The sequence below is a fragment of the Alloyangia pacifica genome, from assembly GCF_020524285.1.
GTDB lineage: Bacteria > Pseudomonadota > Alphaproteobacteria > Rhodobacterales > Rhodobacteraceae > Salipiger > Salipiger pacificus_B.
The window spans coordinates 221,149-241,873 of sequence record NZ_JAIVKX010000007.1 but is presented as its reverse complement, the minus strand read 5'-3'; the positions used below and the strand labels follow the sequence as shown (position 1 = coordinate 241,873).

Sequence of the window (20,725 nt, the reverse complement as noted above, 5' to 3'; positions counted from 1 at the left end):
AGATCATCCCTTGTCGCTGGCGAACCATTCTAGCGGGTCCACGGGCGCGTCGCCCTCTCTTACCTCTATATACAGGGTCTCCGTGCGTCCAGCGCCGGAACCTTCACGTGACGGTGACGCCCCGTCCCCTGCCGCATCTCCCATCAATCCCACGGGCGCCCCCTCGGAGAGGATTTCTCCCGTTTCCGCATAGCTCTCGTCGAGCCCTGCCAGCACGATCAGCAGATCCGGCTGCGGCTCGAGGATGGTCACGAGACCGTAATCGAGCAGCGGCCCGGCGTAGCGCACGGTGGCGGCGGTGGGCGTGGTGACGATGGCCTGCGGCAGCGTGGCGACGACAATGCCGGGGCGCGAGACCCCGGCGGCATCGGCCTCGCCGGCGGCGCGCAGCACCTGCCCGCGCACCGGCATCGGCAGCGCACCGCGCCGCGCGTCGACCGGCGGCAGGGTGCTGGGCGTCTCGCCCTGCGCGATGTTGGAGAGGCCCGAGGCGAAGCCCTCCAGCGTCTCCGTCGCCGAAATGAGGATCGCGGTGCGCACCGGATCCGCGGTGAAGCGCATCGGCAGGTCGGTGCGGTCGGCCACCGCCTGGCTCAGGTCGGTGCGCGCCGCCTGAACGCCCGCCAGCCCCTCGCGCAGGGTCTGCGCGGCGCTTTCCTGCAGGGCGCGCAGCTGCGCCACCTCGTCGAGGTCGGCGCGCAGATCGCGCGCTTCCTGCGCCAGTCCCGGCGTGACCGCCGCCAGCAGCATCCCCGCCCGCGCCGAGCCCACCGGCCCCGCCGGATGCAGCAGCGCCTCGGGCGCGGCGCTGCTGCCGAGACTCGACAGCACCCCCAGAAGCTGCGCCACCTCGCCTTCCTGCGCGGCCAGACGGCGGCTGAGCTCGGTCTCGCGCACGGCGGCATCACGCAGCCCGTCCCGAAGCGCGGCAAGCCCGTCCTCATAGGCCTCGACGGTGCGGGTCAGCGCCTTGACGCGGTCGCGCGCGCTGTCCGCCTGATCGAGCTGCACCGACGCCTCTTCCAGCGCCCGCGCCGCGGCCCGCGCGGCCTCGCCCGGGGCCTGCGCCAGCGCCGGACCCGCCATCAGGCACAAGAGAAGCGCGGCGGCTTTCATCCGTCGATCAGGCTCTTCCCGGTCATCTCCTCGGGCTGCGGCAGGTTCATCAGCTGCAGCAGCGTCGGGGCGACATCGGCGAGGATGCCGTCATGCACCGTCGCGCCCTCGGGCCCGCCGAAGAGGATCACCGGCACCGGGTTGGTCGTATGCGCGGTGTGCGGGCCGTCCGTGGCATCGTCCCACATGGTCTCGCAGTTGCCGTGGTCGGCGATGACCATCATCGCACCGCCCACCTTCTCGAGCGCCGCCACCACCTTGCCCAGCCCCTCGTCCACTGCCTCGCAGGCCTTGATAGCCGCATCGAGATCGCCGGTATGGCCGACCATGTCGGGGTTGGCGAAGTTGGTGACGATCAGGTCGTAGCCCTTCTCGATCGCACCCACGAAGCGCTCGGCCACCTCGGGCTCGGACATCTCGGGCTGCAGATCATAGGTCGCCACCTTGGGCGACTTGGGCATGAAGCGGTCCTCGCCCTCCTCGGGGGTCTCCTTGCCGCCGTTGAGGAAGAAGGTGACATGCGGGTATTTCTCGGTCTCGGCGAGACGGAACTGCGTCAGCCCGTGCTTGGCCACCCATTCGCCCAGCGTGTTGACGATCACCCGCTTTGGGTAGGCCGTGGTCATGTAGGCGTTGTGCTTGTCGCTGTACTCGACCATGCCGAGCAGCGCCGAGAGCTCGGGCTTTTCGCGCTCGAAGCCGTCGAAGTCGGGCGCGCCGATGGCGGCAAGGATTTCGCGCGCCCGGTCGGCGCGGAAGTTGAGGCAGAAAAAGCCGTCGCCCGCCTTGATACCTTCGTAGCCGTCGATGACGGTGGCGGGGATGAACTCGTCGGTCTTGTCCTTGGCGTAGCTCTGGCTGACCCCGGTCACGGCGTCGGGCGCGCTTTCGCCCTCACCCTTGATCATCGCATCATAGGCGGTCTGCACCCGCTCCCAGCGGTTGTCGCGGTCCATGGCGTAGTAGCGGCCGATCACCGTGCCGATGCTGGCACCCTTGGGCAGGCTTTCGGAAAGGTCCTTCACGAAGGCCTCACCCGACTTCGGCGCCACGTCGCGGCCGTCGGTGATCGCGTGGAGCACGACCTCGAGTCCCTGATCGACCAGCAGCTTCACCGCCGCCTTGATGTGCGCGATATGGCCGTGCACGCCGCCGTCCGAGACCACGCCCATCAGATGCGCGCGGCCGCCCGCGTCCTTCACCTTGGAGGCGAAGTCGAGAATGGCCTTGTTCTCGAAGAACGACCCGTCCTCGATGGACAGATCGATCTGGCCGAGATCCATCGCCACCACCCGGCCCGCGCCGATGTTCGTGTGACCGACTTCCGAGTTGCCCATCTGCCCGGTCGGCAGGCCAACATCGGGGCCGAAGGTCACAAGCGTCGCATGCGGGCAGGTGGCGTAGAGCTTGTCCATGGTCGGGGTCTTGGCCAGCGCCGGGGCGTTGTACGCCGTCTCGTCGCGCAGGCCCCAGCCGTCGAGGATGGTCAGGACAACGGGTTTCGGAGTGGTCATGCTCAAACGCCCTTTTTCTCGCGAGGTTGCGGCAGGTGTAGCAGGGCGGCGCGGCGATGTGGAGAGCCGCCGCGCGCCGGGCTCAGCCGAAGATCAGTTTCGGCACGAAGAGCGAGATCTGCGGCAGGTAGGTGATCAGCAGCAGCACCAGGATGTTGACCACGACGAAGGGCCAGACCCCGGCGATGATCTGCGACACCGGCTTGCCCAGCGTCGAGGAGGCCACGAAGATATCCAGCCCAAAGGGCGGCGTGATCATCCCCAGCGAGATGTTCAGCGTGACGATCATGCCGAAATGCACCGGGTCGATCCCCAGCGACTGCGCCACCGGGAAGAGCGGCGGCACCAGCACCAGCAGCGCCGAGTTCGGGTCGATGAACATCCCCGCGATGAAGAAACACAGGTTGGCCACCATCAGGAAGGTGATCCAGCCCGCATCCACACTCTCGAGCAGGCCAATGATCGAGTTGGGCACCTGCGCCAGCGTCACGAAGAAGGAGATCAGCCCGCCCATCGCCAGCAGCACGAAGATGATCGCGGTGTTGATGGCGCTGCGCTCGGTGATCCTGAAGAGGTCGCTCCACGTCAGGCTGCGCAGGATGACCGCCTCGACGACGATCGCGTAGACCACGCTGACCGCAGCCGCCTCGGTCGGGGTGATGAACCCGGAATAGATGCCGCCAAGGATGATGACGGGCATCCCCAGCGCCCATTTCGCCCGCCAGATCGCGCAGAGCCGCTCGGACCACGGCACGCGCGGCTCGCGGGTGACGCCGCCCTTGCCGGCCTCGAGCCAGACGAAGAGCGCGAAGGCAAGGCCGAGCACGATGCCCACCGCCAGGCCGCCCGCGAAGAGCTGGGAAATGGAGGTGCCGGTCATCCAGCCGTAGACGATGAGGGTGATCGACGGCGGGATCAGCAGCGAGGTCTCGGCGCTGGCAACCAGCAGGCCGAGGCTGAACTTGTCGGAGTAGCCCGCCCGTTTCATCTCGGGGTAGACCATCCGGCCCATGGCCGCGACCGTCGCCGGAGCCGAGCCCGAGACCGCGCCAAAGGCCATCGAGCCGCCGACCACCACATGTCCGATGCCGCCGCGGGTGTGGCCGACAAGCGCCTTCACCACGTTCACCAGCTGCGCGGCGATCTGCCCGGCGCCCATGAGGTTGGCGGCAAAGATGAAGAAGGGAATGGCCAGCAGCGTCGTGTGGTCGATGCCGCCGACGATCTTCTGCACGATCGCCGGGTCGGGCAGCCGGGCGTAGAACATCTCTTTGTAGGCCAGCGCCGGAACGCCCAGCACCAACAGCATCTCGAAGCCTGCAAGCAGCAGGGCGACGGCGAGCAGAACGATCAGGATCAACATCACTCGGCCTCCGCCTGTGCCGCGAAGCGGTCGATGACACCGAAGAGGCTGAGCCCGTAGCGCAGCGCCAGCAGCAGAAAACCGAGGACCGGCGCGAGGTAGATCAGCCCCATGGGGATCCCCAGCGTCGGCGAGGTCTGGCCGGATTTGAGCACGAATTGCACCATCTGCACGCCCAGCCACGCCACGTAGAGCGAGAACAGCAGCCCCACCGTGTCGATCAGGCGCAGCAGCCAGCGCCGTGCGCCCTCGGGCAGCTTGTCGCGCAGGTTGGTGATGCCGACGTGCTTGCCCCGTTCCAGCGCGAGGCCGAGCGCGAGGAAGACCAGAAAGAGGTTCATCAGCCGCACCGCCTCTTCGATCCAAGCAAAGCGGCTGGCCATGGTGCCGCCGAATTCGCGCACCACAACCGAGCCGAAGAACAGCGCCACCATGGTCAGGAACAGCACCACGAGGATCGTGCGCTCGACCCTTCGCAGCAGGTTGAGGAATGTCATGTGCGGTCTCCGGGTCTCTGTCAGGCGGCGGCTTGCAAAGAGGCGCCCGGAGAACCGGACGCCTTCAAGGTCTTGAAAAATCTACGTGCGAGGCACGGGGCTTACTCGGCGGTGGCCTCTTCATAGGCCGCCAGCAGCGCCTTGCCGGCCTCACCCGCCTTGGCGAGATAGGCCTCGGAGGCCGGGCCCCAGGTCAGCTCGCGCAGCTCGGCGCGCTCTTCGGGCGAGGCGACGCGGACGTTGGTGCCGGAGTCCTTGATCACCTGCAGCGCCTCTTCGACGGCAGCGGCCTTGTGCGCGGTCAGCTCGGGGATGACCTCGGCGAAGGCGCCGGTGATCACGTCCTGGTACTCGGCCGGCAGGCTCTCCCAGAACATCGGGTTGAACAGCACCACGTCTTCCATCGCGCCGTGATCCGAGATCACCACGTTCTCCTGCACCTCGTAGAACTTCATGTTCTTGATGGTGTCGAGCGGGTTCTCCTCGCCGTCCACGACGCCGGTTTGCAGCGAGGTGTAGAGCTCGCCGAAGGGCAGCGCGATGGCCGAGGCGCCAAGCGCGTTGAACTGCTCGATGAGGATCGAGCTGTCCATCACGCGGAACTTCTGGTCGGCGAAGTCGGCAAGGTTGCCCAGCGGCTTGTTCGAGGTGAACTGCTTCTTGCCGTTCGGCCAGAGCATCAGCGCCACCATGCCCTTGTCGGCAAAGGTGTCGAGCAGCGCCTGGCCGAAGGGGCCGTCGCGCAGCGCCTGCGCCTCGGCGGCGTCCTCGGGCAGCAGGTAGGGGATGTCGAGGATCGAGACCGCCGGGTTGAAGCCGCCGAGGAAGGCGGCGGGGGCGACGGTGCCCTCGATGGTGCCGAGCTGCACGCCCTCGTTCATCTGGCGCTGGTTGCCGAGTTGGCCCTGCGGGAAGATCTGCAGCTCGACCGCGCCCTCGGTGCGCTCCTTGACCAGCTCCGCGACCTTCTCGAGGTGCACGTGGCGGCTCTGCGCGGTGCTTTCGAGGTGGCCGATCTTGGCCACGAACTCCTGCGCCGAGGCGGCTCCGGAAGCGAGGGAAAGCGCAAGCGCGAGCGCGGCGCTGGCAAAGCGGGTCATGACCATGCGGGGGTTCTCCAGAATTTTCGACGCCACTAGCTATCGGCGGCACGGGGTGCAAGTCAAAGCGAACCGCCTATACGAAAGGCAGCCGCGACACCTCGGCCTGTTTATTGAGCAGGCAGGGCGTGCCGTCCGAAGCGCCCTGCCGCAGGAATCGGTCAGAAAAAAGCGACCCGCCCAGATGGAAACGGGTCGCAGTGAGATGCACTCCCCTCTCAAAAAAGTGCACCTATCTCGGATCGCGCCTCAGCTCGCGCGCCTGAGCCGTGTCAGCGGCGCTGAGATGCGGCAGCCGGGCGGCGGGGCCTTGGCCAGATCGCACTGGGTCGCCAGCCATTTCTCGCATTGCTCCACCAGCGCGCAGCCGCGGCAGGCGGCCACCATCACCTGGTATTCCTCGGGGCGAAGGCGTCCCTTGTCCATCTGGTCGGCAAGGTTGAGCCCCATCACCCGCGCGACGCTGCGCGCCATCCAGAAGTGCCGTGCCTGATCGCCGAGCATGATTCACACCTCGTGCTCAAGTTCTTCCTGCAATGCCGCGAAGACGCGGCGGTTCACACAGTCCTCGGGGCAGGCGCGCGGCGCGTCCGTCTCCTCCGCGATCCCGGCCCGGTGACCCAGCCAGCGGTCGCAGCCCTCGGCCCAGAGACAGCCGCGGCAGCGACCGACCATTCCGGCCCAGTCGCGCTGCGGCAGCACCCCGCGGCGCTGCGCCTCGGCGAGATCGACGCCGGTGGCGCGGGCCATGCGCTGCACGCGCCAGTAATGGGTGCGCTCGTCGCCAAGCGGGAAAGGCCTCGGGCCGCGCAGCATATTGGCCGAGATCATCGCGTCACCCTCCGGACAGCTGGCGGAAGAGGTCTGCGTTCCTGCAATAGGTCGGGGTGGCAGAGACGGTGCCGTCCCGCGTGGCGAGCCAATGCTCGCAGTCGCCGGGCTTGTGGCAGCCGGTGCAGGCCAGCACCGCGTCCTCAAGCGCCGAGAAACTCAGGCGACCGCGCATCATCTGCTCTTCGAGGTCGACACCGAGCGCCCCGGCCATGTGGTCGACGAGACCGGCGTGGCGTTTGAAATCCTTCGCTCCGGGCATGGCTCTTCTCCCTTGTTGGCGGCCTTTTCGGCCTTGCTCGGGAAAGAGCCTAGCACTGCCGGACAGCGCTGCCCTTGATGCACATCAACGTCACACCCCGCCGCCGGTCCGATAGGCCTCGGTGGTGCGGCGCACGGTCTCGATTCGCGCGGCATTCGGCGGGTGGGTGCCGAGGAAGCGATTGCCCGGATCGGGCAGCCGCTCGAAGAACCGCGCGCCGCGAATCGGATCGAAGCCGGAGCGCAGGGTGATCACCGTGCCCAGCTCGTCCGCTTCGAGCTCGTAGTTCTTGGTGAAGGTGCGCGCCCCCACCGAGGCGCCGAATTCCTCGGCCGAGCGCACCGAGGCCTCGTCGGCCCCGGTCATCGCCGCGATGCCGGAGAAGATGATCGCGCCGATGGCGGCATCCTCCTGCACCCGGTCGAGGTGGCCGAGAATGTGGTGCGAGGCCTCGTGTCCCATGACAAAGGCCAGCTCGTCGGCGTTCTGCGCCTCGCGGATCAGCGCGAGGTTGAAGGCCAGAACCGGCCGCCCCTGGCTGTCACGGGTCTGGAAGGCGTTGGGCGTCTCGTCCGGACGGTCATCGACGACGATCAGGAAATCGCAGTTCGATCCGCCGCGGCTGAAGTTGCGGCACTGGTTTTCGGCCACCGGCTCGACCCGGTGCACCACTTCGGAGAATTGCCGCGCGGCGCGGGAATCGGTGCCGGAGAAGGGATCGCTGCCGCCCGAGGGCACCGAGGAGATCGGCGCCACGGTACAGGCCGAGACGAGGCCCGAGGCGAGGACGAGAAAGAGAGGCAGAAGTCGGCGCATGCGTCGGGTCGCTCCGGTTCGGGTAATAGCGGAAGGATAGGCGGCGGCGCGGCCCGGCGCCAGTGCGGCGCGCAACCGGTGGCGTCATTGTGCTTTCCACGTGCCGCCGCAGGTTTTGCCGGAGGCTGGTACATTTTGTGGATTGTGCGCCGCCGGGCGGCAGGTCTAGGCTGCGTTCATGTTCAGTATCGAGCACGAATTCGACGCCACCGTGGTCACCCTCGTCGACGAGGGCGAGCCGCATCTGCAGGAAGACGTGATTGTCTCGACCTTCGAGGAATGCGTCACGGTCGAACAGTACGACCCGCGCACCGACAGGGTGAACAAGATCACGCTCTCGATGACCCAGATGCGCGATCTTGCCGCCGCGATCAGCCTGCCCGAGGGCGTCTACACACGGCAGGGAAGCGACAGCGAGGAATGATCACTCCTCGACCCGGAAGGCCTTGTCCCGCGATATCGCGCCGCGGACCAGCGTGAGCCGTGACTTCGGCACCCCCAGCGCCTTGGACAGCAGCTTGACCACCGCCGCGTTCGCCTTGCCGTTCTCCGGCACGGTGGTGACGTAGACGCGGAGTTGCCCCTCCTCCTCGCGGATCTCGTTGCGCGAGGCCTTGGGCGTGACGCGCAGCTCCAAGACCGAGCCTGGTGCGGCGAGATGGGAGAGGTCTGTCTTGGCCATGGCGGGGCTCCTTTCGGACACGTCTAGCATTCAACGGGACAAAGAGCACAACCCCTGAGCCACACGGCGCTCGTACCACCACGAGGGCGCCTCCGCCCGGAAGCAAGCCGAAGCCGCCCGGCGAGCTCCTGCCCGTCCCGGCGGGCTGGCGCGTACCCCGCTTCCCCTGCACGCGCTTCACTGGCCCTGCGCATCGCAACCGGTTGAATCCGCCTGTCCAAAGCCTGACATAGGGGGCAACTGAATGAGGAGACGGCGATGCCCACCCCCAACCCGCAGGCGATGGACTTCCTGCTCAGCCGGCGCTCGCGCCCGGCCAAGACCCTGACCGGACCGGCGCCGGACCGCGCGGCGCTGCTGCCGCTGCTCACCGCCGCAGCGCGTACGCCGGATCACGGCAAGCTCGAGCCCTGGCGCTTCATCGTGCTGGAGCGCGGCGCGCTCGACCGCGTGGCCGAGGCGGTCACCGCCCGCGCCGCCGCGCTCGAGATCGAGCCCGAGCAGGCCGCCAAGGCCCGTGCCGCCTTTGCCGACAGCCCGCTCTGCGTCGCGGTGATCGAGGTGCAGAAGGACAGCCCGAAGATCCCGCCGCTCGAACAGACCTATTCGGCGGGCGCCGTGTGCCTGGCGCTGCTCAATGCCGCGCTGGCCTCGGGCTGGGGCGCGAACTGGCTGACCGGCTGGGCCTCGCACGACCGCGCCTTCGTCGCCGAGACGCTGGGACTGGCAGAGAACGAGCGCGTCGCGGGCTTCGTGCACATCGGCACCGAGACCTCGGCCCCGCCCGAGCGTCCGCGCCCCGACCTCGAAGCGATCACCACCTGGATGGACGCATGATCCCGGCGTCCTTCCTCGCCGCGATCGGCCAGATCGGCGACCCGCGCTTCCGCTCGGTGCTGCTCAAGGGGCTCGGCCTGACGGTCGGGCTCTTCGTGCTGATCTACTTCGTCTTCGTCACCGTCGTCGGCTGGCTGGTCGGTGACACCGTTTCGCTGCCCTGGATCGGCGAGGTCACCTGGGTCGATACGGCGATCAGCTGGGGCGCGGTGCCGCTAATGATGCTGCTGTCGGTGGTGCTGATGGTGCCCGTCGCCTCGGCGATCACCTCCTTCTTCCTCGACGACGTGGCGCAGGCGGTCGAGGACCGGCACTACCCCGCGCTCGGCCCGGCCAGCGAGGTGAGCTGGGGCGAGGCCCTGCGCGACACGCTGAGCTTCCTCGGGGTGATGATCGGCGCGAACCTGGTGGCGCTGGTGCTCTACATCTTCTTCGCCCCCTTCGCGCCCTTCATCTTCTGGGGGCTGAACGGCTTCCTGCTGGGTCGGGAGTATTTCACCCTCGCGGCGATGCGCCGGGTCGGGCGGGAGCAGGCGGCCGTGCTGCGCCGCCGTCACCTGGTGACGATCTGGATCGCGGGCGTACTGATGGCGCTGCCGCTGTCGGTGCCGCTGGTGAACCTGCTGATCCCGATCCTCGGGGCGGCGACCTTCACCCATCTCTACCACCGGCTGCAGGGCGAACGCCCCGCAGGCTAAGTCCCCGGGGCTGGCGGGGTCACTCGCCAGCCGTCACCGGCGGACCCATCCGGTTGAACATCCAGCCGTCGATGTCCCGCACCGAGATCTTTCCGCTCAGAATGATGCTGGCCAGGATCGCCCAGAGCACCACCGTGATCGCGGTGGTGATCCACGCCTTGCGCTTGAGGTTGTGCACCTCGGGGCTGCCCGCATGGGTGCCGGGGACGACCTCGCCCAGATCCCCCTGCGTCTTCAGCCGCACGGGGATCACGCACAGGAAGGTCATGAACCAGATGACCGCGAAGAGAACGATGCCGGAGGTGATTGCCATGATGCGTTCTCAGACCTGTTCCAGCTCGACCAGCGTGCCCTGGAAATCCTTGGGATGCAGGAAGAGCACCGGCTTGCCATGGGCCCCGATCTTCGGCTCGCCGTTGCCCAGAACCCGCGCACCCTGCGCCTTCAGGTGATCGCGCGCGGCGAGGATGTCGTCGACCTCGTAGCAGACGTGGTGAATGCCGCCCGAGGGGTTCTTGTCGAGAAAGCCCTTGATCGGAGACTCGTCCCCCAGCGGGTAGAGCAGCTCGATCTTGGTGTTGGGCAGCTCGATGAAAACCACCGTCACGCCGTGGTCCGGCTCGTCCTGCGGCGCGCCGACCTTGGCGCCCAGCGTGTCGCGGTACATCGCCGAGGCCGCCTCCAGATCGGGCACGGCAATGGCGACATGGTTGAGACGACCGATCATGACACTCTCCCTCGAATCCTCGCGTCGCCCGGTTATCGCGCGCCGAGGCCCTGCCCCGCAAGCCGGGTGCGTCCATTAACCGCCCATTAGCCAAGGGGGGCACAGAATGGAGCTGCCCGGGGGCATCGCTCTGATTGGCAGAAGTCATGATTGGCAGAAATCATGCTTGCAGCACGTCGCTCGCACGACCATCGCCCGAGCAGACGGACGACCAGACCACGACATACAGCACGAGAACGACCACACGGCAGACCACACGGACGACCAAGAGGACGACGCGCATGACCGACAGCGACATGATCGACAGCGACCGCAACACGCCCTTTCCGCCCCGCCCCACCGCCACGAGGCCGCTGCTCGGCATGACTGTGCTCGCGGTGGAAGACAGTCGCTACGCCTGCGATGCGCTGCGGCTGATGGCCCTGCGCAGCGGCGCGCGGATCCGGCGCGCGGACTGCCTGCAGGCGGCGCGGCGCCACCTGTCGCTCTACCGGCCCACGGTTGCCGTCGTCGACCTCGGCCTGCCCGACGGATCCGGCGCGGGGCTGATCGCCGAGCTGGTCGCGCGCAGCCCGCGGCTGCCGGTGATCCTCGGGATCAGCGGCGATCCCTTTGCCGAAAACATGCTCCGCGCGGCCGGGGCCGACGGCTTCCTGGAAAAGCCGCTGCGCAGCCTGCTCGAGTTTCAGAACGCGATCATCGCCGCCCTGCCCGACAACCGCAAACCCGGCGGCATCCGGTTGGTCTCGGACGATCCGATCCACCCCGATCCGCTGGCCTACCAGGACGACATCGCCCATGCCGCGGCCCTGCTTCAGGAGGACGGGGAGCCGGGGCTCACCGACTATCTCGCCCAGTTCGTCGGCGGGCTGGCGCGCAGCGCCGGCGACAGCGCGCTCGAGGGTGCCGCGCTCTCGCTCGCCGCGGCGCGGGCCGACCGGCTGCCGACCGCACCGGCGCTCGCGCAGCTCTCGGCCCTGCTGCACCAGCGGCTTGCGACCCGCATGGCGATCTGACCCCGCCGCAAAGACGCACGGTCCGGAACCCGGCCGCCCCTCTCCGCGTTGCCTGCGCAATCGCCATCTGCACGCGGAGAGCATCCATGACCTCGATCTACGACGCCATCACCAAGGACCACGAAACCCATCGCGCCCTGCTCGATCGCATCGACCAGACCGAAGGCGACAGCCCCGAACGCCGGGAAGCCTGGGATGCCTTCTATCGCGACATCAAGTCCCACTCCGCCGCCGAGGAGGAAGAGTTCTACGCCGAGCTGATGAAGCACACCTGGGGCCAGGACGCCGCGCGCCACTCGGTCCACGAGCACGCCGAGATGGACGAGATCCTCGAGGAGCTGAACGAGATGGACATGTCCTCGCCCGGCTGGCTCACCCGCTTCCGCACGCTCAAGCACGACTACGAGCACCACATGGAGGAGGAGGAAGAGGAGGTCTTCACCCGCGCCCGCAAGGTGGTCGGCGAAGAGGACAACGACGCCTACGGCAAGCGCTTCCTCGACCGCAAGGAAAAGGAGCTGGGGCTGATCGAGAAAAAGAAGGAAGATCACCTCGAGGATTGATCCCGGAGGGCTGATCCCGCGACCCGAGGGCCCGGGGCTGCCCCGGGCCAGTTCGACCCCGCCGCGCTCGGCGCGCGCCTCTGCGTGAGGAGCGCCCGAGAGGCGAAGGAAAACCGCGCGGCGCCGGGACAAAACGGCCCTTTCCCCACGGCAACCCGTTCCATTTTTGTTCGCGCGCTGATAAAGACCGCGAATGCCCCGCGCGGGGCGCGAAAGCTGCGTGACATTTGCGCGATCTGGGGGCTATATTTCGACGATGACACAAAGCGCCGCGCAACATCTGTCCGAATTCCTGGGGGAAGACCGGTTCGCCACCGTGATGGCGGATCCGCCGTGGCGGTTCACCAACCGCACCGGGAAGGTCGCCCCCGAACACAAGCGCCTGGCGCGCTATCCCACGATGACTCTTGAAGAGATCTGCGCCCTGCCGGTGGCCGACCACCTGCAGGAGACGGCGCATTGCTATCTCTGGGTGCCGAACGCGCTGTTGCCCGAGGGGCTTCAGGTGCTCAGCTCCTGGGGCTTCGAGTACAAGTCGAACATCGTCTGGCACAAGATTCGCAAGGATGGCGGCTCGGACGGGCGCGGCGTTGGGTTCTACTTCCGCAACGTGACCGAGCTGCTGCTCTTCGGCACCCGCGGCAAGAACGCCCGGACCGAAGACGCGGGCCGGCGTCAGGTCAACATGATCCAGACCCGCAAGCGCGAGCACTCGCGCAAGCCGGACGAACAATACGCTCTGATCGAGAGCTGCTCGAAGGGCCCCTACCTCGAGATGTTCGGCCGCGGCGTGCGCGAGGGCTGGACAGTCTGGGGCAACCAGGCCGACGCCGACTACAAGCCCACCTGGAAGACCTACAGCTACAATTCGAGCGTCGCGGCGGAGTAACCGCGGCGCAAGCAGCGCCACGCGAGCCCGGCAAGCACCGGCCCGCGGGATGGCGCTGCATCGATCTTGATCTGGGCTTTATGCCAGCCAAATCCGGACGAAGATCGTAGGTTCCGCCTCTATGACAAAGCGCCAGACCGCCGGCGCTCGCCCGGCGCCTTCGGCTCGGGTCCGGACGGGTCAGCGCATCATTCTGACATCGGCCACAGACCTCATCCCCGCAGGATCGCGTCCGGCAGGCCGATCAGCACCAGCGGGCACGGATTGCCGACGCCGCGGCGCACGCGCTCTTCCAGCTTCGACCAATGGGTGGTGGCGGTGCCGAACTTGTCAGCCACGAACTTGCGCGCGAAGGCCTCGGGGAAGGACATGCCCTTGGCCACCTGCGCCTCGACCGCGGCGCGCTGCTTGGCGGTGCGGTCGCCGATGCCGAGCCGCTGCAGGTCTTCCTCGGACTGCAGCCCGTTCGCTTCCAGCCAGCTTCGGATGCGCGGCAGCATGCGGTCCTGCAATGTCGAGCCACGCGTCACCACGATCCCCAGGGAAATCGCCGACTGCGCGTGCAGGCGCTGGAAGTTCTCGAGGTCGCGGTCGAAGAACGGGTCCTTGTTGTTCCACTCGATCTCGAGCGCCAGCCGCCCCGCCCCGGCGCGGCGGACGTGGTCGATCTCATGCGAGATCGAGTCGCGCTCAACCCCGTCGACGATGGTCTGAACAAGGAAGTTGTGCTTCTCCCAGCCCCGGGCGCTGAGCGCCCGCCGCAGCCGCTGGGTCTGCCCCGACTCGCCGCCGCCGCCGGCGATCAGCTCCGAGAGTTCAATGCTGAACTCCGAGAGCGTCTCGACCAGCTCGGCGGTCTCCTCGGGGAAGTCGACGCTCAGAATCGCCGCGGCATGGTTGCGCACTTCGACATCGAAGCCGCGGGATCTGAGCGTCTCGAGCACCGGGTCTCCTCCTGCCGTCACTCCTGCGGGATGACCCGCAGCGACAGTTCCATCAGCTGGTCCGAGCTCGGCTCGGAGGGCGCCTGCATCATCAGGTCCTCGGCGCGCTGGTTCATCGGGAACATGATGACCTCGCGGATGTTCTGCTCATCCGCCAGCAGCATCACGATCCGGTCGATGCCCGCGGCGCAGCCACCGTGCGGCGGGGCGCCGTAGTGGAAGGCCTGGTAGAGCGCGCCGAAGCGGCTCTTCACCTCTTCCTCGCCGTAGCCGGCGATTTCGAAGGCCTTGAGCATGACGTCCGGCTTGTGGTTCCGGATCGCGCCCGAGACCAGCTCGTAGCCGTTGCATGCGAGGTCGTACTGGTAGCCGCGCACGTCGAGCGGATCGCCATTCAGCGCGTCCATGCCGCCCTGCGGCATCGAGAACGGGTTGTGCTCGAAGTCGATCTCGCCGGTCTCGTCATCCTTCTCGTAGATCGGGAAGTCGACGATCCAGGCAAAGGCGAAACGGTCGGTCTCGGTCAGGCCCAGCTCGGCGCCGATGACGTCGCGCGCCTTGCCCGCCACGCGCTCGAAGCTCGAGGGTTTGCCGCCGAGGAAGAAGGCCGCGTCACCGACGTCGAGGCCGAGCTGCTGGCGGATCGCCTCGGTGCGCTCGGGGCCGATGTTCTTGGCGAGCGGGCCTGCGGCCTCGATGCCCTGCCCCTGGTCGCGCCAGAAGATGTAGCCCATGCCGGGCAGACCCTCTTTCTGGGCAAAGGCGTTCATCCGGTCACAGAACTTGCGCGAGCCGCCGGTGGGCGCGGGGATGGCGCGGACCTCGGTGCCCTCCTGCTCGAGCAGCTTGGCGAAGATCGCGAAGCCGGAGCCGCGGAAGTGCTCGGAGGTGTCCTGCATCTTGATCGGGTTGCGCAGGTCGGGCTTGTCGGTGCCGTACCACTTGGCCGCGTCGCGGTAGGAGATCTGCGGCCACTCGCCGGGCGCGTCGACCTTCCGGCCACCGCCGAACTCCTCGAAGATGCCCGCGATCACCGGCGAGATGGTGTCGAAGACGTCCTGCTGCTCGACGAAGCTCATCTCCATGTCGAGCTGGTAGAAGTCGGTCGGCGAGCGGTCGGCGCGCGGGTCTTCGTCGCGGAAGCAGGGCGCGATCTGGAAATACTTGTCGTAGCCCGACACCATGATCAGCTGCTTGAACTGCTGCGGCGCCTGCGGCAGCGCGTAGAACTTGCCCGGGTGCAGGCGCGACGGCACGAGGAAGTCGCGCGCGCCTTCCGGCGAGGACGCGGTGATGATCGGCGTCTGGAACTCGCGGAAGTTGTTGTCCCACATGCGACGACGGATCGAGGCGACCACGTCCGAGCGCAGGGTCATGTTGCGCTGCATGCTCTCGCGGCGCAGGTCGAGGTAGCGATAGCGCAGGCGGGTCTCTTCCGGGTACTCCTGCTCGCCGAAGACCATCAGCGGCAGCTCGTTCGCCGCGCCCAGCACCTCGATGTCGCGCACGAAGACCTCGACCTCACCGGTCGGGAGCTTGGGGTTCACCAGCTCGGGGTCGCGGGCCTTCACCTCGCCGTCGATGCGGATGCACCACTCGGAGCGCACCTTCTCGACCTCTGCGAAGGCGGCGCTGTCGGGGTCGCACAGCACCTGCGTGATCCCGTAGGTATCGCGCAGGTCGATAAAGAGAATGCCGCCGTGATCGCGGATACGGTTCACCCAGCCGGAGAGACGCACGGTCTCGCCGACATTGGCCTTGGTCAGATCTGCGCAGGTATGGCTGCGATAGGCATGCATGGCTCTTGCCCTTCGGAAACTGCTGGAAAGTTAGGCGCCGATACACCGCTAGAGCCGCGGGAAGTCAAGGGAGGGCCTCGGGATTTGCCATAATTCGTTCATGATGTAACGTCGGGGAACCTTTTCGCGTTTCAAGACGTTTTTAGTCGTTTTTGAACAACTTGAACCATTGGGGGTCCGGCGATGTGGCAATCCGTCCTCGAACGCATTCTGAAAAGACTCATTGTCGAAGGGAGCTTGCGGGTCACTTGGCCCGACGGAACAAGCCGCGACTACGGCCCGGGGACCGGACCGCAAGCCGAGGTCACCCTCACCGATGACAGCATAATCGGCGCGCTCTGCAAGAGCCCGGTGATGGCCCTCGGCGAGGGCTACATGGACGGCAGAATCGACTGTCCGCCGCACAAACTCTACGAGTTCGTATCGCTTCTGGTGCGCAACCAGCAGTCAGGCAAGATGCCGGGCTGGTTCACCGCCATGGACCGGATGCGTGTGGTGCTGCGCGGCATAGAGCAGCGCAACAACCCGCTACGCTCGCAATCGAACGTGAAGCATCACTACGACATTTCGGACGATCTCTACCGGCTCTTCCTCGATCAGGACATGCAGTACTCCTGCGCCTATTTCACCGACCCCGGCATCAGCCTCGAGGCGGCGCAGAAGGCCAAGAAGGACCACATCGCGCACAAGCTGCTGCTGAAGCCCGGCATGAAGGTGCTGGACATCGGCTGCGGCTGGGGCGGAATGGCGCTGACGCTGGCGCGCGACTACGGCGCGCATGTCACCGGCGTCACCTTGTCGGAAAACCAGCTCGCCACCGCCAAGCGCCGCGCCGAGGAGGCGGGACTGGCGGACAAGACCGACTTCCGGCTGCTCGACTACCGCAAGATCGAGGACAAGTTCGACCGCATCGTTTCGGTCGGGATGCTCGAGCACGTCGGCTACCCGCACCTGCGGGAATATTTCAGCAAGGTGCAGGATGTGCTCGCGCCGGACGGCGTCGCGCTGATCCACACCATCGGGCACACGGCCCCGCCCGCGCCGACCTCACCCTGGATCGACAAGTACATCTTTCCCGGCGGCTATGTGCCGAGCCTCTCGGAGGTCTCCTCGGCCGTGGAGGACTCGGGGCTCTGGGCCACCGACGTCGAGGTGCTGCGCGGACATTACGGGCCGACGCTCAACCACTGGCGACGGCGCTTCGAGGCCGCGCTGCCCAAGGTGCGCGCGCTCGGCTACGACGAGCGCTTCATCCGCATGTGGCGGCTCTACCTCGTGCTCTGCGAGGCGGCCTTCGAGGAGACCCGGCAGGGCGTCTTCCACCTGCAGCTGTCGAAGAAGCAATACGCTGTACCGACGACCCGCGACTATCTCTACGGGCACAGCGAAGCGGAAATGCTGCACGCGGCGCAGTAGGTCGGCGGAACCCGTAGGCGGTCTGTCCGTCCGGGCCCGCGGCTCGCGAGTGGGGCTTGCCCCCCGGGCCGGACCCCGGATGAGCGGCAAATTCCGTGCCCCGACATGACCTCGCGGCACCCGAACCGTCGCACCCCTGTCACCGCCATTTGCTTTGCAGAAGGAAACAAGGCGGATCTGGGGTTGCGTGGGCAAAGCTTCTGTCTATAACGCACGACAATTTGCGGGGAGCGGCGACTCCGTCGCGCGCTGCCCCCTGCCCGACCGCGACAGACATGACATAAAGGTGCCCCCATGCCTAAAAGAACCGATATCAAATCCATCATGATCATCGGAGCGGGGCCCATCATCATCGGGCAAGCCTGCGAATTCGATTACTCCGGTGCCCAGGCCTGCAAGGCGCTCCGCGAAGAAGGTTACCGGGTCATCCTGGTGAACTCGAACCCGGCCACGATCATGACCGACCCCGAGCTCGCCGATGCCACCTACATCGAGCCGATCACCCCCGAGGTCGTCGCCAAGATCATCGAGAAGGAGCGCCCCGACGCGCTGCTGCCGACGATGGGCGGCCAGACCGGCCTCAACACCTCGCTGAAACTCGAGGAAATGGGCGTGCTCGAGAAGTTCGGCGTCGAGATGATCGGTGCCAAGCGCGATGCCATCGAGATGGCCGAGGACCGCGCCCTGTTCCGCGAGGCGATGGACCGCATCGGCCTCGAGAACCCGCGCGCCACCATCGTCACCGCCCCGAAGAAAGCCAACGGCAAGGCCGACCTCGACGCGGGTGTGGCCATCGCGCTGGAAGCGCTCGAGGACATCGGCCTGCCGGCGATCATCCGCCCCGCCTTCACCCTCGGCGGCACCGGCGGTGGCGTGGCCTACAACCGCGAAGACTACATGCATTACTGCCGCTCCGGCATGGATGCCTCGCCGGTGAACCAGATCCTCGTCGACGAGTCGCTGCTGGGCTGGAAAGAGTATGAAATGGAGGTCGTCCGCGACAAGGCGGACAACGCGATCATCGTCTGCGCCATCGAGAACGTCGATCCGATGGGCGTGCACACCGGCGACTCGATCACCGTGGCCCCGGCGCTGACGCTGACCGACAAGGAATACCAGATCATGCGCAACGGCTCGATCGCCGTGCTGCGCGAGATCGGTGTCGAAACCGGCGGCTCGAACGTGCAATGGGCGGTGAACCCCGACAACGGCCGCATGGTCGTGATCGAGATGAACCCCCGCGTGTCGCGCTCCTCGGCGCTGGCGTCGAAGGCTACCGGCTTCCCGATCGCCAAGATCGCCGCGAAGCTGGCCGTGGGCTACACGCTCGACGAGCTCGACAACGACATCACCAAGGTGACCCCGGCCTCCTTCGAGCCGACCATCGACTATGTCGTCACCAAGATCCCGAAATTCGCCTTCGAGAAGTTCCCCGGCTCCGAGCCCTATCTCACCACCGCGATGAAGTCGGTCGGCGAGGCGATGGCCATCGGCCGCACCATCCACGAATCGCTGCAGAAGGCACTCGCGTCGATGGAATCCGGGCTCACTGGCTTCGACGAAGTGGAGATCCCCGGCGCGCCCGAGAAATCGGCGGTCATCAAGGCCATCGGCCAGCAGACCCCGGACCGCATGCGCACCATCGCGCAGGCCATGCGTCACGGCCTCTCGGATGACGAGATCCACGGCGTGACCATGTTCGACCCGTGGTTCCTCGCCCGCATCCGCGAGATCGTCGAGGCCGAGGAGCAGGTCCGCAAGGAAGGTCTGCCGACCGACGCCGACGGGCTGCGCGCGCTGAAGATCATGGGCTTCACCGACGCCCGCCTCGCCAAGCTCACCGGCTTTGCCGAGAAGGACGTGCGCAAGCGCCGCACCGACCTCGGCGTTGTCGCCAGCTTCAAGCGCATCGACACCTGCGCCGCCGAGTTCGAGGCGCAGACCCCCTACATGTACTCGACCTACGAGATGCCGATGATGGGCGAGGTCGAATGCGAGGCGCGCCCCTCCGACCGCAAGAAGGTGGTCATCCTCGGCGGTGGCCCGAACCGCATCGGCCAGGGCATCGAGTTCGACTACTGCTGCTGCCACGCCTGCTTTGCGCTGACCAACGCCGGCTACGAGACCATCATGGTCAACTGCAACCCCGAGACCGTGTCGACCGACTACGACACCTCGGACCGCCTGTACTTCGAGCCGCTGACCTTCGAGCACGTGATGGAAATCCTCCGCGCCGAGCAGGACAACGGCTCGCTGCACGGCGTGATCGTTCAGTTCGGTGGCCAGACCCCGCTGAAGCTGGCAAACGCGCTCGAGGCAGAGGGCATCCCGATCCTCGGCACCACGCCCGACGCGATCGACCTCGCCGAGGACCGCGAGCGCTTCCAGGCGCTGGTCAACCAGCTCGGCCTGAAGCAGCCGCGCAACGGCATCGCCTCGACCGACGGGCAGGCGCTGGCCATCGCCGACGAGATCGGCTTCCCGCTGGTGATCCGCCCCTCCTACGTGCTGGGCGGCCGGGCGATGGAGATCGTCCGCGACATGGCCCACCTCGAGCGCTACATCGCCGAGGCCGTGGTGGTTTCGGGCGACAGCCCGGTGCTGCTCGACAGCTATCTCTCGGGTGCGACCGAGCTTGACGTCGACGCGCTCTGCGACGGCGAGGCCGTGCACGTGGCGGGCATCATGCAGCACATCGAGGAAGCCGGCGTGCACTCGGGCGACTCCGCCTGCTCGCTGCCGCCCTTCTCGCTCTCGGACGAGATCATCGCGCAGATCAAGCAGCAGACCGAGGCGCTGGCCAAGGCGCTCAACGTCGTAGGCCTGATGAACGTTCAGTTCGCGATCAAGAAGAATGAGCAGGGCGTCGAGGAGATTTACCTCATCGAGGTGAACCCGCGTGCTTCGCGCACCGTGCCCTTCGTCGCCAAGGCCACCGACAGCGCGATCGCCTCGATCGCCGCGCGGATCATGGCGGGCGAGAAGCTCTCGGCCTTCCCGCTGCGCGCGCCCTACCCCGAGAATGCCGACTACGACACGGCGCTGCCGCTCGCCGACCCGATGACCCTGGCCGATCCGAACATGCCCTGGTTCTCGGTGAAGGAAGCCGTGCTGCCCTTCGCCCGCTTCCCGGGCGTCGACACGATCCTCGGGCCGGAAATGCGTTCGACCGGCGAAGTCATGGGCTGGGATCGTTCCTTCCCGCGCGCCTTCCTCAAGGCGCAGATGGGCGCGGGCACACACCTGCCGGACGAGGGCGCGGTGTTCATCTCGATCCGCAACGAGGACAAGACCCCGCAGATGATCGAAAGCGCGCAGATCCTGTCGGGCCTCGGCTTCAAGATCCTCGCCACCGTCGGCACCGCGAAGTTCCTCGAGGAGGCCGGGATCACCTGCGAGGTGGTCAAGAAGGTCTACGAGGGCCGTCCCAACGTGGTCGACCTGCTGAAGGATGGCGGCGTGCAGCTTGTGCTCAACACCACCGAGGGCGCGGCGTCGATCTCCGACAGCAGCGCCATCCGCTCGGTCGCGCTCTACGACAAGATCCCCTACTTCACCACCGCCGCCGGCGCCCACGCCGCCGCGCAGGCGATGCAGGCCCGCGAAGAGGGCGAGCTGGTGGTCAAGTCGCTGCAGGCGTAAGCCTTCGGGATCA

At 67.0% G+C, this 20,725-nt stretch carries 22 protein-coding genes; 8 read left to right on the top strand and 14 right to left on the bottom strand.

Annotated elements, in window-relative coordinates; all coding sequences use genetic code 11:
* Positions 1–3: 3 nt before the first annotated feature.
* From LC039_RS11270 to LC039_RS11230, 9 genes are all read right to left on the bottom strand, one after another.
* Positions 4–1,116: a murein hydrolase activator EnvC family protein gene (locus LC039_RS11270; RefSeq protein WP_226624198.1), complete on the bottom strand. Its 1,113-nt coding sequence runs from the start codon at positions 1,114–1,116 to the stop codon at positions 4–6.
* Positions 1,113–2,630: a 2,3-bisphosphoglycerate-independent phosphoglycerate mutase gene (gene gpmI, locus LC039_RS11265; RefSeq protein WP_226624197.1), complete on the bottom strand. Its 1,518-nt coding sequence runs from the start codon at positions 2,628–2,630 to the stop codon at positions 1,113–1,115. Before gpmI ends, LC039_RS11270 begins: the two co-directional genes overlap by 4 nt.
* Before the next feature lie 82 nt (positions 2,631–2,712).
* Entirely contained in the window at positions 2,713–3,993 is a 1,281-nt protein-coding gene (locus LC039_RS11260) for a TRAP transporter large permease (RefSeq protein ID WP_226624196.1), read from the bottom strand.
* Positions 3,993–4,490, bottom strand: a complete 498-nt coding sequence (locus LC039_RS11255; RefSeq protein ID WP_226624195.1) for a TRAP transporter small permease — start codon at positions 4,488–4,490, stop codon at positions 3,993–3,995. Before LC039_RS11255 ends, LC039_RS11260 begins: the two co-directional genes overlap by 1 nt.
* A 101-nt stretch (positions 4,491–4,591) precedes the next feature.
* On the bottom strand, positions 4,592–5,596 hold the full coding sequence (locus LC039_RS11250; protein WP_226624194.1) for a TRAP transporter substrate-binding protein: 1,005 nt from the start codon (positions 5,594–5,596) through the stop codon (positions 4,592–4,594).
* Between the two features lie 243 nt (positions 5,597–5,839).
* A complete protein-coding gene (locus tag LC039_RS11245; protein WP_226624193.1) occupies positions 5,840–6,094 on the bottom strand; it encodes a DUF6455 family protein in 255 nt (84 codons plus the stop codon).
* Positions 6,095–6,097: 3 nt separating this feature from the next.
* Positions 6,098–6,421, bottom strand: a complete 324-nt coding sequence (locus LC039_RS11240) for a DUF6455 family protein (RefSeq protein ID WP_226624191.1) — start codon at positions 6,419–6,421, stop codon at positions 6,098–6,100.
* 4 nt (positions 6,422–6,425) lie between these two features.
* Positions 6,426–6,683 carry a DUF6455 family protein gene (locus LC039_RS11235; RefSeq protein ID WP_226624189.1) on the bottom strand — a complete coding sequence of 86 codons (258 nt, stop codon included), beginning with the start codon at positions 6,681–6,683 and terminating at the stop codon, positions 6,426–6,428.
* 90 nt (positions 6,684–6,773) lie between these two features.
* The gene (locus tag LC039_RS11230; RefSeq protein ID WP_226624187.1) at positions 6,774–7,499 is read right to left on the bottom strand and encodes a M48 family metallopeptidase; all 726 of its coding nucleotides are present in this window, start codon (positions 7,497–7,499) and stop codon (positions 6,774–6,776) included.
* A 178-nt stretch (positions 7,500–7,677) separates the two neighbouring features.
* Between LC039_RS11230 and LC039_RS11225 the strand changes: the two genes are divergently transcribed.
* Positions 7,678–7,923 carry a hypothetical protein gene (locus tag LC039_RS11225; protein ID WP_226624185.1) on the top strand — a complete coding sequence of 82 codons (246 nt, stop codon included), beginning with the start codon at positions 7,678–7,680 and terminating at the stop codon, positions 7,921–7,923.
* Here LC039_RS11225 and LC039_RS11220 read toward each other — a convergent pair whose 3' ends face one another.
* Positions 7,924–8,181, bottom strand: a complete 258-nt coding sequence (locus tag LC039_RS11220; RefSeq protein ID WP_226624183.1) for a DUF167 domain-containing protein — start codon at positions 8,179–8,181, stop codon at positions 7,924–7,926.
* 258 nt (positions 8,182–8,439) lie between these two features.
* Between LC039_RS11220 and LC039_RS11215 the strand changes: the two genes are divergently transcribed.
* A complete protein-coding gene (locus LC039_RS11215; protein ID WP_226624181.1) occupies positions 8,440–9,018 on the top strand; it encodes a nitroreductase family protein in 579 nt (192 codons plus the stop codon).
* Positions 9,015–9,716, top strand: coding sequence for an EI24 domain-containing protein (locus LC039_RS11210; RefSeq protein WP_226624179.1), 702 nt, complete (start codon positions 9,015–9,017; stop codon positions 9,714–9,716). The genes LC039_RS11215 and LC039_RS11210 overlap by 4 nt, the downstream gene beginning before the upstream one ends.
* A 19-nt stretch (positions 9,717–9,735) precedes the next feature.
* Here the strand turns inward: LC039_RS11210 and LC039_RS11205 are convergent, their stop codons facing one another.
* Entirely contained in the window at positions 9,736–10,029 is a 294-nt protein-coding gene (locus LC039_RS11205; RefSeq protein WP_226624171.1) for a DUF1467 family protein, read from the bottom strand.
* Between the two features lie 9 nt (positions 10,030–10,038).
* Complete coding sequence (gene mce / locus LC039_RS11200) at positions 10,039–10,443, bottom strand: methylmalonyl-CoA epimerase (RefSeq protein WP_226624162.1); 405 nt, start codon at positions 10,441–10,443, stop codon at positions 10,039–10,041.
* 281 nt (positions 10,444–10,724) lie between these two features.
* Between mce and LC039_RS11195 the strand changes: the two genes are divergently transcribed.
* The 3 genes from LC039_RS11195 to LC039_RS11185 all read left to right on the top strand — a co-directional run bounded on the left by LC039_RS11195 (position 10,725) and on the right by LC039_RS11185 (position 12,911).
* Positions 10,725–11,459, top strand: a complete 735-nt coding sequence (locus tag LC039_RS11195) for a response regulator (RefSeq protein WP_226624160.1) — start codon at positions 10,725–10,727, stop codon at positions 11,457–11,459.
* A gap of 86 nt (positions 11,460–11,545) precedes the next feature.
* Complete coding sequence (locus LC039_RS11190; protein WP_226624159.1) at positions 11,546–12,022, top strand: hemerythrin domain-containing protein; 477 nt, start codon at positions 11,546–11,548, stop codon at positions 12,020–12,022.
* Positions 12,023–12,278: 256 nt separating this feature from the next.
* A complete protein-coding gene (locus LC039_RS11185) occupies positions 12,279–12,911 on the top strand; it encodes an MT-A70 family methyltransferase (RefSeq protein ID WP_226624157.1) in 633 nt (210 codons plus the stop codon).
* Positions 12,912–13,123: 212 nt separating this feature from the next.
* On the opposite strand, the gene LC039_RS11180 is transcribed toward LC039_RS11185, so the two are convergent.
* Positions 13,124–13,855, bottom strand: coding sequence for a BglII/BstYI family type II restriction endonuclease (locus LC039_RS11180; protein WP_226624155.1), 732 nt, complete (start codon positions 13,853–13,855; stop codon positions 13,124–13,126).
* A gap of 17 nt (positions 13,856–13,872) precedes the next feature.
* A complete protein-coding gene (aspS, locus tag LC039_RS11175; RefSeq protein WP_226624153.1) occupies positions 13,873–15,654 on the bottom strand; it encodes an aspartate--tRNA ligase in 1,782 nt (593 codons plus the stop codon).
* A 183-nt stretch (positions 15,655–15,837) separates the two neighbouring features.
* Between aspS and LC039_RS11170 the strand changes: the two genes are divergently transcribed.
* Together LC039_RS11170 and carB are read left to right on the top strand one after the other, a co-directional pair.
* Positions 15,838–17,070 (top strand): SAM-dependent methyltransferase, encoded by a 1,233-nt coding sequence (locus LC039_RS11170; protein WP_226624150.1) that lies wholly within the window; start codon positions 15,838–15,840, stop codon positions 17,068–17,070.
* 294 nt (positions 17,071–17,364) lie between these two features.
* Complete coding sequence (carB, locus tag LC039_RS11165; protein WP_226624147.1) at positions 17,365–20,712, top strand: carbamoyl-phosphate synthase large subunit; 3,348 nt, start codon at positions 17,365–17,367, stop codon at positions 20,710–20,712.
* Positions 20,713–20,725 lie beyond the last annotated feature (13 nt).

Coding starts and splice junctions, on each gene's coding strand:
- LC039_RS11170 (WP_226624150.1), top strand. CDS start 15,838: ATGTGGCAATCCGTCCTCGAACGCATTCTGAAAAGACTCATTGTCGAA.
- LC039_RS11230 (WP_226624187.1), bottom strand. CDS start 7,499: ATGCGCCGACTTCTGCCTCTCTTTCTCGTCCTCGCCTCGGGCCTCGTC.
- carB (WP_226624147.1), top strand. CDS start 17,365: ATGCCTAAAAGAACCGATATCAAATCCATCATGATCATCGGAGCGGGG.
- LC039_RS11235 (WP_226624189.1), bottom strand. CDS start 6,683: ATGCCCGGAGCGAAGGATTTCAAACGCCACGCCGGTCTCGTCGACCAC.
- LC039_RS11255 (WP_226624195.1), bottom strand. CDS start 4,490: ATGACATTCCTCAACCTGCTGCGAAGGGTCGAGCGCACGATCCTCGTG.
- LC039_RS11185 (WP_226624157.1), top strand. CDS start 12,279: ATGACACAAAGCGCCGCGCAACATCTGTCCGAATTCCTGGGGGAAGAC.
- LC039_RS11245 (WP_226624193.1), bottom strand. CDS start 6,094: ATGCTCGGCGATCAGGCACGGCACTTCTGGATGGCGCGCAGCGTCGCG.
- LC039_RS11250 (WP_226624194.1), bottom strand. CDS start 5,596: ATGGTCATGACCCGCTTTGCCAGCGCCGCGCTCGCGCTTGCGCTTTCC.
- LC039_RS11210 (WP_226624179.1), top strand. CDS start 9,015: ATGATCCCGGCGTCCTTCCTCGCCGCGATCGGCCAGATCGGCGACCCG.
- LC039_RS11205 (WP_226624171.1), bottom strand. CDS start 10,029: ATGGCAATCACCTCCGGCATCGTTCTCTTCGCGGTCATCTGGTTCATG.
- aspS (WP_226624153.1), bottom strand. CDS start 15,654: ATGCATGCCTATCGCAGCCATACCTGCGCAGATCTGACCAAGGCCAAT.
- LC039_RS11215 (WP_226624181.1), top strand. CDS start 8,440: ATGCCCACCCCCAACCCGCAGGCGATGGACTTCCTGCTCAGCCGGCGC.
- LC039_RS11260 (WP_226624196.1), bottom strand. CDS start 3,993: ATGTTGATCCTGATCGTTCTGCTCGCCGTCGCCCTGCTGCTTGCAGGC.
- LC039_RS11225 (WP_226624185.1), top strand. CDS start 7,678: ATGTTCAGTATCGAGCACGAATTCGACGCCACCGTGGTCACCCTCGTC.
- LC039_RS11270 (WP_226624198.1), bottom strand. CDS start 1,116: ATGAAAGCCGCCGCGCTTCTCTTGTGCCTGATGGCGGGTCCGGCGCTG.
- LC039_RS11195 (WP_226624160.1), top strand. CDS start 10,725: ATGACCGACAGCGACATGATCGACAGCGACCGCAACACGCCCTTTCCG.
- gpmI (WP_226624197.1), bottom strand. CDS start 2,630: ATGACCACTCCGAAACCCGTTGTCCTGACCATCCTCGACGGCTGGGGC.
- LC039_RS11240 (WP_226624191.1), bottom strand. CDS start 6,421: ATGATCTCGGCCAATATGCTGCGCGGCCCGAGGCCTTTCCCGCTTGGC.
- mce (WP_226624162.1), bottom strand. CDS start 10,443: ATGATCGGTCGTCTCAACCATGTCGCCATTGCCGTGCCCGATCTGGAG.
- LC039_RS11220 (WP_226624183.1), bottom strand. CDS start 8,181: ATGGCCAAGACAGACCTCTCCCATCTCGCCGCACCAGGCTCGGTCTTG.
- LC039_RS11190 (WP_226624159.1), top strand. CDS start 11,546: ATGACCTCGATCTACGACGCCATCACCAAGGACCACGAAACCCATCGC.